We start from the raw sequence: 12846 nt of genomic DNA on the forward strand, positions 1-12846 counted from the left end.
GGATTTTAAATTTATACACTCCATAATAAAGGTAATTTTTATGATTAAATCAATCAAAGCATTGTTCATTGTAGCAAGCATTACCGCGCTTTCTGCTTGCGGCTGGCATTTTCAAAACGGTACATTAATTCCACAAGAATTACGAACTCTTACATTTGAAAGCCCCGATCCATACAGCGAAATGTCAGTAGCGATGCGCAATCAGTTACAAGCGAATAATGTTCAACTCGTCAATTCGACTCAAGGCATTCCTGTTTTGCGCATAAATAAATTCCGCACAAATGATGAAGTAGCCTCCGTCTTTAAACGCGGACGCGAAGCTGAAAAAGTATTGATGTTAGAAGTGGAAGCAAGTATTCGTTTAGCGAATGGTGAAAGTCACCCAATCACGGCAAAAGTCAACCGCACTTTCTTTGATAACTCTCGCGCAGCATTAGCTAAATCTAGCGAACGAGAAGTAATTTGGAATGATATGCGAGAACAAGCTGCACGTCAGCTCATTACTAAAATGGTTGCATTAGAAAAACAAGTGAAAAACAAATAATGAATCGCATCTTCCCTGAGCAACTTAATCAACATCTTTCCCAACGTTTAGCCAAAGTTTACTTTTTGGTAGGGCAAGATCCATTGTTACTGAGTGAAAGTAAAGATGCCATTTATAAAACAGCCAACCAACAAGGATTCGATGAGAAAAATAACATTCAGATTGATAGCCAAACTGACTGGGCACAACTCATAGAATCCTGTCAGTCCATGGGATTGTTTTTTAATAAACAAGTCATGGTATTAAATTTACCTGAAAATTTCACCGCACTTTTACAGAAAAATCTGCAAGAATTTATTTCGGTTCTACATGACGATATCTTGCTGATTTTACAAATTGCAAAGCTAGCAAAAGCAAATGAAAACCAAGCATGGTTTGTTGAACTAAACCAATATGAAACCAGTGCGATTCTTGTAAATTGCCAAACACCTACGGCTGAAAATCTCCCTCGCTGGGTAAAAAATCGTACCAAAGCGATGGGGTTAGAAGCTGATGATGAAGCAATCCAACAACTTTGTTACAGTTATGAGAATAACCTGCTCGCGCTCAAACAAGCTCTGCAGCTTTTAGATTTGCTCTACCCTGACCATAAACTTAACTACAATCGAGTAATTAGCGTCGTAGAACAATCCTCGATTTTTACACCATTTCAATGGATTGATGCTTTGTTAATAGGAAAAGCAAATCGCGCTAAACGTATTTTAAAAGGGTTACAAGCTGAAGATGTGCAACCTGTTATTTTATTACGCACACTACAGCGAGAATTATTTACGTTGCTTGAACTCACCAAACCACAGCAACGTATTATGACAACGGAAAAACTTCCAACTCAACAAATTAAGACTGAATTTGATCGTCTAAAAATCTGGCAAAATCACCGACCGCTCTTTTTAAGTGCGATTCAACGTTTAACCTACCAAAAGCTCTACGAAATTATTCAAGAGCTCGCCAATATAGAACGTCTTGCTAAGCAAGAATTTAGCGATGAAGTGTGGATTAAACTCGCTGATTTATCTGTAAAAATTTGTTTGTAGAGCACTATTTTTCAGCTGTGAATTCACATTCCTTGCAAGCAATAGATTAAAAATAAACCCCAGCTAAAAACTGGGGTTTATTTTAAAGATAATTATTCGCTTCATTCAGTAATCGCTGAATTAATTTTGCATTAGCTGGCGGGAACTGTCCTGCATCTAATGCACGTTGCTCAACCCAAAAACCTTCTTGCCCTTCTCGCCCAAAAGGCTCACCAATCCATTCATCTACAACATAAAAGAAAAAAGAAATAATCTTTGTTGGATATTCAAATTGGAAGCGCTCGTAAAGTTCAGCATTTAATACCACAATGCCAATTTCCTCTTCCAGTTCACGTTTTAAAGCCTGTTCTGGGGTTTCCCCCGCATCCACTTTTCCACCTGGAAATTCTAAAGATTGCGCAAAATCCTGTCCTTCTAAACGCTGCGTTAAATAGATCTGACCAAACTCATTACGAATAATACCTGCAGAAACTTGTATAATTTTTTTATCCATTTCTTCTATCCAATAGCATCTATGAAAAAAGTGCGGTGAAAAATCACCGCACTTTGGCTAATCATTAATGGCGAGCAGCACGACTACCATGACAATGCTTATATTTTTTTCCTGAACCACAAGGACAAGGCTCATTGCGTCCAATGCGACGATCTGAATAATCTTCAGAATCTGAATTTTGGATTGCCTGACCATTTTCATCCACAGGTAAATTATTTTGATTGATACGAGCAGCCATCTCCTGACGAACACGTTCAGCTTCTTCCATTTCTTCTTGAGTACGCACACGTACACGCGTTAACGTCGTGATGACGTGGTGTTTTAAAGAATCCAACATTTCCGTAAACATACGGAAAGATTCTTTTTTATACTCTTGTTTTGGATCTTTTTGCGCATAACCGCGTAAATGAATACCTTGGCGCAAATAATCCATCGCAGCTAGGTGTTCTTTCCAAAGCTCATCTAAGGTTTGTAACATGACGCCTTTTTCAAAGTTGCGCATGGTTTCTTCACCAGCTAGCGCTTCTTTTTCTTTATATTCTTTTTCGGCGACTTCTACGATGCGTTCACGCAAGTTTTCTTCGTGAAGATTATTGTCTTCTTCCAGCCAATGAGAAATTGGTAATTCCATACCAAACTCTTGAGCTAAACGTTCTTCAAGCCCTTTAATATCCCATTGTTCTTCCAAAGATTGCGGTGGAATATATTGATCAATCACGCTATTAAATACATCGTGGCGAATTGCGTTGATAGTTTCAGAAATATCATCATTATCAAGCAAATAATTGCGTTGCTCATAAATTGCATGACGTTGGTCATTTGCAACATCATCATATTCAAGTAGGTTTTTACGGCCATCGAAATGGAAAGCCTCAACTTTTGCTTGAGCAGATGCAATCACTTTCGCCAACATTTTCGATTCCATAGCCTCACCAGGCACGGTGAACGCTTTACGCATTAAATTGAGTTTACCCTCATTTAAATAAATGCGCATTAAGCCATCTTCCAAAGAAAGATAGAAACGAGAAGATCCAGGGTCACCTTGACGACCAGAACGACCACGCAACTGGTTATCGATACGGCGAGATTCATGACGCTCCGTACCGATAATATGCAAACCACCTGCTTTCATTACGATCTCGTGGTTCTTTTCCCACTCAGCTTTAAGCGCTTCAATTTGTTCTTGAGTTGGATTTTCTAATTTGGCAGCCTGCGCTTTCCAGTTACCACCAAGGATAATATCCGTACCGCGCCCCGCCATATTCGTTGCGATAGTCACCGCACCAGGATAACCCGCTTCTGCCACGATTTCCGCTTCTTGTTGGTGGAATTTCGCATTCAACACATTGTGTTTGATACCCGCTTTATCTAAAGCCTTAGATAACTCTTCCGATTTTTCTACTGAAATCGTCCCCACTAATACTGGTTGCTGGCGTTCTACACAATCTTTGATATCTTCAATAATCGCATTAAATTTATATTGTTCATTTTCAAACATCACATCTGTGCGATCATCACGAATCATTGGGCGGTTTGTTGGAATCACAACGGTTTCCAATCCGTAAATTTGTTGGAACTCAAACGCTTCGGTATCCGCAGTCCCCGTCATACCCGCAAGACGCTCATATAAACGGAAGTAGTTTTGGTAAGAGATTGACGCAACAGTTTGGTTTTCACTCTTAATTTCAACCCCTTCTTTTGCCTCAATGGCTTGATGTAAACCATCTGACCAACGACGCCCAGCCATTGTTCGACCTGTATGTTCATCAACAATCACGATTTCACCATCTTTCACAATGTAATCGACATCTTTTTCAAACAATGTGTGCGCACGCAAGGCTGCCATAACATGATGAAGCAATACGATTCGACCAGGAGAGTACAAAGAATCCCCTTCAGGCATTAAACCTTGCGCAATCAACCAATCTTCCACTTTTTCTTGGCCACGTTCTGTTAAGTGTGCCTGTTTAGATTTAAGATCTAAAGTAAAGTCCCCTTCGCCTTGATATTCTTCTGTATCTTCTTTTTCCTGTTTAATTAAGTTTGGAATCAGTTTATTGACTGCAATATAAAGCGCAGAACTGTCTTCCGCTTGACCAGAAATAATCAATGGCGTACGGGCTTCATCAATTAAGATGGAATCTACTTCATCCACCAGCGCATACCCTAAAGTACGTTGGAAACGCTCTTCTTTTGAGTGAGCTAAGTTGTCACGTAAGTAGTCAAAACCAAGTTCACTATTGGTTGCATAAGTAATATCTGCTGCATAAGCGGCACGTTTTTCTTCCGGCGGTAAACCAGGAATATTTACGCCTACACTCATGCCCAAAAATTCAAATAACGGACGGTTTGTTTCTGCATCTCGGCGAGCAAGATAATCATTCACCGTCACAACATGAACGCCTTTACCTTCAAGTGCGATTAAATAACAAGGCAAAGTCGCCGTTAATGTTTTACCTTCACCAGTACGCATTTCTGCGATACAGCGGTTAGTCAATACCATTCCGCCAATAAGCTGAACATCAAAATGTCTCATACCAAGCACGCGCTTACTTGCTTCACGTACCGTTGCGAATGCTTCTGGTAAAATTTGTTGCAAAGTTTCGCCCGCACTTAAACGTTGACGGAATTCATCTGTTTTTGCACGAAGTTGTTCATCTGTGAGGGCTTCAAACTCAGGTTCTAATTTATTGATTTTTGCAACTTGTTTTCTTAATTTACGTAAAATACGGTCGTTACGGCTGCCAAAAATTTTCGTTAAAATGCTCATAATTTCTCTTTTTAAATATATAAGTTAAATAGTTAAATGCGTATGAAATACTTTATTTCATGCACAATAATTTTTTAAAAATATCGCTATTTCAATAGCAATATTCTTTACAGAAAACAGAAAATTAAATAAGCAAAGGGCCTGCTCGAATTGGCGCACTAGGATTCAACACTTCAACCAAAAAGTGCGGTTGAATTTTAAGTTGTTTTTCAGTTTGGTGGGAAATTGAAGGTTGAGGAATGGCTTGTCGTTGCACTTCACGTGCAACTTTTACCGTCTCTAACGCTTGTTGAATGGAAACACTTGAAGAATAATTTTCTGCATTATTTTGATTTTCAAAACTTTGTGCGTTAGGCAAAGCAAAAATCGCGATGATACTTAAAAGTAATCGCGACCAAAAATTCGGTTTGACAGTGCCTGAAATCATCATCTCGTTGTTTATTATGAAAATTGCGTGTATTGTAGCGGAAATCTAAACTAATGTCATTTACTGGGGGCAGACTTTATGGAAAACAAGGCTGAGCGTTATCAAAAAGCAGTCAATATTATGGATGTGCTTGAGCAATCGCCCTTTGCCAAAATAATGAAAAAAGGTCTTGCTATCAATGAACTGAATCAAAAATTTAACCGCATTTTTCCACAGGAATTTCACGGCAAATTTCGTATTGGTTCCGTTAACGGTAATAGTCTTTTTTTAGAAGTATCGAATGCAATAGTGCGTCAAGGAATCTTATTTCGTCAAACTGAACTTATAAAATTAATTCAAGAGGATTTTCCACAAATCATAAAATTGGATATCGTTATAAACCCTGAGCTATCAAAAATTATACCTTAAAAATCGCAATCAACTCTCTTACTTTTACTCGTTTTTCTGAGCTCTGGCTAATCGAGCGTTGTACTTTCACACGTTTAAATTTAGCCCCCTTATAAATTTCTCGGGTAAATTTGGTATCGTGGTTAGATATTAAAACCGGAATTTGTTTTTCTTTTTGTGTAAATTTTGCGAGTTCAGCTAAAATGAGTTGATGCTCACAACTAAACTCATTACCCGCATAGCTCGTAAAATTTGAATCCTGCAGTAAGGGAGCATAAGGTGGATCGCAGTAAATCACCGAATCTTTATCAGCTAATGCAAATGTTTGCTGAAAATCGCTACATAAAAATATTGCACTTTGTGCCTTATGTGCAAAATAACGTAACTCGTCCTCTGGGAAATAATGCGTTTTATATGCGCCAAAAGGCACATTAAATTCATTTCTGCTGTTATAACGGCATAGTCCATTAAACCCAAAGCGATTTAAGTAGAGAAAAAGTACAGATCGTTCAAAAGGATCAGTTGAAGCATTAAATTGGCGACGTTTGTCATAGTAGTAATCAGGATCATTCGCATTAGGGGCAAAAAAAATGGTTTTACAAGCCTCAATGTAAACATCTACATTTTCTTTCACTATATTAAAAAGATTAATTAAATCAGGATTAATATCAGCCAAAATATAGCGCTCAAAATTCGAGTTTAAAAAAACGGCCCCTGCTCCGACGAACGGTTCAATAAGACATTGTTTTCTCTTAGGAAAGATATTATTAATTTCATCTGTTAAACGAAACTTCCCACCAGCCCATTTCAAAAATGGACGGTGTTTAAGTTTCGGTTTTAGGGAATGTTTTTTTGGACGTAACATCTTAGTCCATTTGGGTACAACGCTTAATAGCGTTTAACACAAGATCCTTATCAGTATCAGTTACTATATAAGCTTGACCTAGTGATTTAAGTAACACCAGACGCAACTTACCTGCTAGAACTTTTTTATCTCGCATCATATGCGGTAAATAGTCCTCCGGCTGCATCGAATCCGGTGATAAGGTGGGCAAATTAGCGCGTGCGAGTAATTTTTCTAAGCGTGAAACATCTGCTACAGAAATATCACCCAACTGCTCGGAAAGCGCGGCTGCCATCATCATTCCGGTAGATACCGCTTCACCATGGAGCCAGTTACCATAGCCGAGATGAGTTTCAATCGCATGTCCAAAGGTATGACCAAGATTAAGTAAAGCTCGATCACCTTTTTCTGTTTCATCACGAGCAACTACATCCGCTTTAATTTGACAGCAACGAGCAATACAATGTTGTAGGGATTCGTTATTTAATGCAACAAGCTCATCAATATGAGCTTCAAGCCATTCAAAAAATTCGTAATCTAAAATTGCGCCATATTTTATTACTTCAGCCAACCCTGCATTTACTTCACGTTTTGGTAACGTGCCAAGAGTATGCGTATCAATAATAACCATAGAGGGCTGATAAAATGCACCGATCATATTTTTCCCAAGTTCATGATTCACTGCTGTTTTTCCTCCAACAGAAGAATCCACTTGGGAAAGTAAAGTGGTTGGAATTTGAATTAATCGTACTCCTCGTTGATAACTGGCTGCGGCAAATCCTGCCACATCACCAATCACACCACCACCTAGTGCTATAATTGTTGTATCACGCCCATGATTACCTTGTAAAAGCGCAGTAAAAATTAAATTTAAGGATTCAAGCGTTTTATACTTCTCACCATCGGGCAAAAGAACATGATCGACTTCGCATCCGCGTTTTTTTAGCGCAAATGTTACCGTATCTAAGTAAAACTGTGCAACCGTGGGATTCGTCACAATCATCACGCGCTCTCCTCGCTTAACCGGATAACTGCGTTCATCTTGCAATAGTCCATTACCAATTAAAATTGGGTAACGACGCTCCTGTAATTCCACGTTTACGCACAGCATAAATTTATCCTTAGACACACTTAAAGTGCGCCATTTAATCCATTCATATTATCGATGAGTTCAACAATCTGGTTTACCATTACTTTGGCATTTTGCTCATCTGTAGGTAGGGTGATGTCAGCTACTTCCTCATAAAGTGGATTACGAATTTTTGCCAACTCTTCCAATACTTGACGAGGATCTTCTGCGCCTTGCAACAGCGGACGTTTTTTGTCACGCTGAGTACGTTGAAATTGTTTTTCTACAGTAGTTTCTAAATAAATTACAATACCACGTGCAGATAAATAATTACGGCTATCTTTAGAAAGCACTGCTCCTCCACCAGTAGACAGGACAATCCCCTGCATTTGAGTGAGTTCGTTAAGAATACGTTCTTCACGTTTGCGGAAGCCCTCTTCGCCTTCCAGATCAAAAATCCAGCTAATATCTGCGCCAGCACGTTCTTCAATTACAGCATCCGAATCAACAAAATCCATATTTAACTGTTGCGCTAACTGACGACCAATCGTGCTTTTTCCTGCCCCCATTGGCCCGACTAAAAAAATATTACGTTTTTCCGCCATTGTTCTTATCTAATTTAAAGGTGAAATAAAAATCTAATCTTTCTAACAAAAAATAAACAAGCCAAAATAAACTTCAGCAGTTAAAAAGATTTTCCCGAAATGGTTTAAATTATCGCAATAAATCCCCCTATTTTTCAACCTTTTGAGGGAATTTATTTTCTTTAACGAAAAAGGAAAATAAAATAGCGGTGAAATTTACAACGCTTCTAACTTAAATGTATGCTAAACGCTGACGTACAATTTCAAATAAACACACCCCTGTTGCGACAGATACATTTAATGATGAAACTGAACCAGCCATTGGAATGCTAATCAGTTGATCGCAATGTTCACGCGTTAAACGACGCATCCCTTCGCCTTCTGCTCCCATAACAAGTGCTAGTGGCCCGGTCAGTTTGCTTTGATAAATGGTTTCAGTTGCTTCGCCAGCAGTGCCAACCACCCAAATATTATTATTTTGCTGTAAATCGCGTAGTGTACGAGAAAGGTTGGTTACACGAATTAACGGTACGGTTTCTGCCGCGCCACAAGCAACTTTACGCGCGATAGATGTTAATTGTGCCGATTTATCTTTAGGTACGATTACGGCCACTGCGCCCGCTGCATCAGCTGTTCGCAAACATGCTCCCAAGTTGTGTGGATCCGTCACGCCATCCAAAACTAATAAAAGCGGATTTTGTTTATTCGCAAGAATTTCATCAAGATCATTTTCATTCAGCTCTTTTGCCGCTTGTACTCGAGCTATGACACCCTGATGAACCTCACCATCGGCTTTTTTATCAAGTGTTTGTCGATTAACGAATTGCACACCAATTCCTAGTGAATAAAGCTCATTTAAGAGTGGCTGTAGACGTTTATCTTCGCGGCCTTTAAGCACGAAGACTTCAATTAAACGTTCTGGCGAATGGGTTAAAATACTATTAACAGCATGAATGCCGTAGATTTGTTCTGACATAAATTTCTCTTTTTCTTATTTGAATTTTTAATTCATTCTTACAATAGGCAGTGAATTATTTTCGTTTTTTAGATGCTTTCTTAGAAACTTCTTTCTTTTTTACCGCACTTTTTCGTTTCTTGGATGCTTTAGACGGTAGTTCTTTAAAGACTTTCTTGGATTTTTCTTTCGCGGTTTTTCCAGCACGATGAGGTTTACGTTCACTGCCCATCAGCGAGAAATCGACCATTTTATTTTCTAAATGTACTGCTTCAACTTTGATGCGAACTTTATCGCCTAAGCGATATTGCATTCCGCTATTTTCGCCGATTAAACGTTGTTTTGCTGCATCGAATTGGTAATAATCATTTTCTAAGGTGGAAATATGGACTAAACCATCGATGAATAAATCATCTAAGCGTACAAATAAACCAAACCCCGTCACAGATGAAATAACACCGCTAAATTCACCGCCAACATGATCTTGCATATATTCGCATTTCAGCCAATCAGCCACTTCACGAGTGGCGTCGTCAGCACGGCGTTCCGTCATTGAACAGTGATTGCCAAGTAAATCCATTTCATCAAAAGAGTAATGATAACCGCCAGTATCCGTTGTTTTACGTTTTGCGCCTTGTTCTTTAGCAAGTAAATACTTGATGCCTCGATGAAGTGTTAAGTCAGGATAACGGCGAATTGGTGAAGTAAAGTGTGCATACTCTTCCAAAGCTAAACCAAAGTGCCCAATATTATCAGCGTGATAGACAGCTTGGCTTAATGAACGTAGCAACATTGTTTGAATAAGTTCATGATCTGGTCGTTCTTTAACTTTTTCTAAGAGAGCAGCATAGTCTTTTGTGGTTGGTTTTAATCCACCTTCTAAAGTTAAACCAAACTCACTTAAGAAAGTGCGGAACGATGTTAATTTTTCTTCGCTCGGGGTGGCATGAATACGATATAACGCAGGCTCTTTATGTTTTTCCATAAAATTGGCTGCTGCGATATTCGCAAGAATCATACATTCCTCAATGATTTTGTGGGCATCGTTACGAATAACGGGTTCAATGCGCTCGATTCGCCCCATTGCATTGAAAATAAACTTAGTTTCAATGGTTTCAAAATCGATCGCACCACGTTGATGACGTGCACTAAGCAAAGCTTGATAGAGTTTATAAAGTTCTTCTAAATGAGGCACAAGCGTAGAATAACGAGTGCGTAATTCCTCATCGCCTTCAAGCATTTTTGCTACTTTGGTATAAGTGAGGCGGGCATGAGAATTCATCACTGCTTCATAAAAGCGATAATCTGTGAGCTTACCTTTGGCAGAAATTTGCATCTCACACACCATACACAAGCGATCCACTTGTGGGTTCAGAGAGCATAAGCCGTTGGATAAAATTTCAGGTAACATTGGTACAACTCGGTTCGGAAAATAGACTGAGTTACCACGATTATGCGCTTCCACATCCAAAGCAGAACGTAAACGTACGTAATAACTGACATCAGCAATCGCGACCCAAAGTTTCCAGCCTTTGCCGTGTTTTTCACAATAAACGGCATCGTCAAAATCGCGAGCATCTTCACCATCAATGGTCACAAGCGGTAAATTGCGTAAATCCACACGACCCTTTTTTGCTTCTTCAGGGACTTCTTCAGTGAATTTTTTGACGTATTTTTCCACTGCACTTGGAAACTTATGGGGGATATCGTGGTTACGCAAGGCGATTTCCACTTCCATTCCTTTCGCCATATTATCGCCTAGGATCTCAGTGATTACGCCTATTGGCTGGTTAAAACTGGCTGAACGTTCTTGCAATTCGACAACCACAACTTGTCCCATGCGAGCGCCATTACGATGTTCATTAGGCACGAGAATATCTCGGCCAATTCTGCTGTCATCAGGTACCACATAGCTAAAACCGTTTTCTAAGAAAAAGCGACCCACAATTTGTTTTTTAGGGCTTTCTAATACGCGCACAATTCGCACTTCTCGGCGACCACGACGATCTAATCCAGCAGGTTGCGCTAAGACAAAATCCCCATGCATGACTCTTTGCATTTGATGGTTCGGAATGAATAAATCATCTTTTTTGCCATCGACCTGTAAAAAACCGAAACCTTCGCGATGACCAATTACCGAGCCTTTAAATAAATCTAATTTTTCTGGTAAGGCATAGCGTTTACGTTTGGTGAACACTAATTGGCCGTCATTTTCCATCGCTCGTAATCGGCGACGCATCGCTTCTATTTGATCTTCATTTCGAATGGAAAGTGCGGTCAAAATTTCATCCCGATTCATCGGTGCATTATTGTCTCGAATAACGCTTAAAATAAATTCACGGCTCGGGATTGGATTACCGTATTTTTCCAATTCTCGTTTGTAATGCGGATCTTGGTTGATTAAGTTTTTACGTTTTTTTGTCATTATTTTTTACAGTTTTAAAAAGTTCGGAGAGTTTGACACTGTAAGGGGGATAATGCAAGGAAAAGAAAATCTGCACTCGTGATGAGTGCAGATAGAAAGTGACTTAAGCCGATTTTTTGGTAAAGCCAATATAGGCACAGAATATAAATCCAAGAACTAAAGCGTAAGGGGTGAATTCACCAATGCCAGAGCCTGAAGCTGCAAGGCTTAAACGATGCGCAGCAGCTGCACCTAAAAGCATACCAAGCACAAAAATAGCGGAGTCATTATCGCCTTCACCAAGATGAACTAAATGTTTGCCTGGGCAACCACCGCCAAGGGCGAAGCACAAGCCGCAAAGTGCCATGCCGAGGAAGTTCCAAAGATATTGATTATGTGCACCAGGTTGTTGTTCAAAACCTAAATGGAATTGACCAAGTAAAGCATTGGTAATAGCAGCAAATACCACTAAAGCGATGACACCGTTCAATAACGAAGAATCACGGAATAGAATAAAATTACGGAATGCGCCAATTGAGCAGAAACGTGATTTTTGCATTAATACGCCTATGATTAGCCCGCCTGCTAAAGATAATGCCCAAAATGCATGTTGTGCGCCGGGGCCTTTTTGTGAGAAATAAAGGGGTAAACCTTCGCCAAAACTAAATTGTGTGATAACGCCAATAAGTAATAAACCCGCGATAATGACAGAAATCCACCCTGTAACAGGGGCTTGTTCTTTTGCTTTACCGAGAGAAAAACCTCGATTGCTAAAGAAGATTCCACCTAGTACACCGACAAATAAACCGACAATACCAGCAATCGCAGATAAATCGCCACCGCCTAAACGCAAATATGCACGCCATGGACAACCTAAGAATGTTAGGGCACCAATCATGGCAAATGCCCCTAAAATTAAGCGAATAAATGGCGATGAACCACCACGAGCACGGAATTCTTTTGCAAATAATGCACTCACTAACGCACCGAAAATTAATCCGATGAGCTCGGGGCGGATGTATTGAAGTGGAGCGGCTTGATGTAAGCCAATGGAGCCAGCTGTATCGCGTAAGAAACAGGCTGCGCAGAATCCCATATTGCCGGGATTTCCGCTATAAGTAAGTAGTGGAGCGATGATACCAAGTGCAGCACCTGCAACCACAGGCCATTTTGATCCTTTCATAATGAAACCCTTGTGATATCTAAAGTTAAACTAAATTGTGTACTTTCGAATACTCGAAAAGCACGTTCATTTTAATCTAAGAAGTTAAATGGTAAAGAATGTTTTGATGAAAAGATGAGATAAATCAAAAATTTGCTACGAAAAAAAAGTGC

12 protein-coding genes are annotated in these 12846 nt (G+C 39.6%); 3 read left to right on the plus strand and 9 right to left on the minus strand.

Annotation, left to right across the window (positions count from 1 at the left end; all coding sequences use genetic code 11):
• Positions 1-40: 40 nt before the first annotated feature.
• Together lptE and holA are read left to right on the plus strand one after the other, a co-directional pair.
• Positions 41-544, plus strand: coding sequence for an LPS assembly lipoprotein LptE (lptE, locus tag LIX50_RS05340; protein WP_048952776.1), 504 nt, complete (start codon positions 41-43; stop codon positions 542-544).
• Entirely contained in the window at positions 544-1578 is a 1035-nt protein-coding gene (holA, locus tag LIX50_RS05345; protein ID WP_048952775.1) for a DNA polymerase III subunit delta, read from the plus strand. Before lptE ends, holA begins: the two co-directional genes overlap by 1 nt.
• 82 nt (positions 1579-1660) lie before the next feature.
• On the opposite strand, the gene mutT is transcribed toward holA, so the two are convergent.
• The 3 genes from mutT to secM all read right to left on the minus strand — a co-directional run bounded on the left by mutT (position 1661) and on the right by secM (position 5268).
• Complete coding sequence (gene mutT / locus LIX50_RS05350) at positions 1661-2071, minus strand: 8-oxo-dGTP diphosphatase MutT (RefSeq protein WP_048952774.1); 411 nt, start codon at positions 2069-2071, stop codon at positions 1661-1663.
• Between the two features lie 64 nt (positions 2072-2135).
• A complete protein-coding gene (secA, locus tag LIX50_RS05355; protein WP_048952773.1) occupies positions 2136-4841 on the minus strand; it encodes a preprotein translocase subunit SecA in 2706 nt (901 codons plus the stop codon).
• 124 nt (positions 4842-4965) lie between these two features.
• A complete protein-coding gene (gene secM / locus LIX50_RS05360; protein WP_048952772.1) occupies positions 4966-5268 on the minus strand; it encodes a secA translation cis-regulator SecM in 303 nt (100 codons plus the stop codon).
• 78 nt (positions 5269-5346) lie between these two features.
• On the opposite strand from secM, the gene LIX50_RS05365 reads away from it, so the two are divergent.
• Positions 5347-5676: a DciA family protein gene (locus tag LIX50_RS05365; protein WP_048952771.1), complete on the plus strand. Its 330-nt coding sequence runs from the start codon at positions 5347-5349 to the stop codon at positions 5674-5676.
• Here the strand turns inward: LIX50_RS05365 and LIX50_RS05370 are convergent.
• The 6 genes from LIX50_RS05370 to yedE all read right to left on the minus strand — a co-directional run bounded on the left by LIX50_RS05370 (position 5666) and on the right by yedE (position 12694).
• Positions 5666-6520: a Dam family site-specific DNA-(adenine-N6)-methyltransferase gene (locus LIX50_RS05370; protein WP_048952770.1), complete on the minus strand. Its 855-nt coding sequence runs from the start codon at positions 6518-6520 to the stop codon at positions 5666-5668. The genes LIX50_RS05365 and LIX50_RS05370 overlap by 11 nt on opposite strands.
• Position 6521: 1 nt before the next feature.
• Positions 6522-7610: a 3-dehydroquinate synthase gene (gene aroB, locus LIX50_RS05375; protein WP_048952769.1), complete on the minus strand. Its 1089-nt coding sequence runs from the start codon at positions 7608-7610 to the stop codon at positions 6522-6524.
• A 20-nt stretch (positions 7611-7630) separates the two neighbouring features.
• Positions 7631-8173 carry a shikimate kinase AroK gene (gene aroK / locus LIX50_RS05380; protein WP_048952768.1) on the minus strand — a complete coding sequence of 181 codons (543 nt, stop codon included), beginning with the start codon at positions 8171-8173 and terminating at the stop codon, positions 7631-7633.
• A 211-nt stretch (positions 8174-8384) separates the two neighbouring features.
• Positions 8385-9128, minus strand: coding sequence for a 23S rRNA (guanosine(2251)-2'-O)-methyltransferase RlmB (gene rlmB, locus LIX50_RS05385; protein WP_048952767.1), 744 nt, complete (start codon positions 9126-9128; stop codon positions 8385-8387).
• Positions 9129-9183: 55 nt separating this feature from the next.
• Positions 9184-11532: a ribonuclease R gene (gene rnr, locus LIX50_RS05390; protein WP_048952766.1), complete on the minus strand. Its 2349-nt coding sequence runs from the start codon at positions 11530-11532 to the stop codon at positions 9184-9186.
• Between the two features lie 103 nt (positions 11533-11635).
• Positions 11636-12694, minus strand: coding sequence for a YedE family putative selenium transporter (yedE, locus tag LIX50_RS05395; RefSeq protein ID WP_048952765.1), 1059 nt, complete (start codon positions 12692-12694; stop codon positions 11636-11638).
• Between the last annotated feature and the right edge of the window lie 152 nt (positions 12695-12846).

Origin of the sequence: Haemophilus sp. Marseille-P9675 (genome assembly GCF_916862695.1) — a bacterium.
Lineage (GTDB): Bacteria > Pseudomonadota > Gammaproteobacteria > Enterobacterales > Pasteurellaceae > Haemophilus > Haemophilus haemolyticus_K.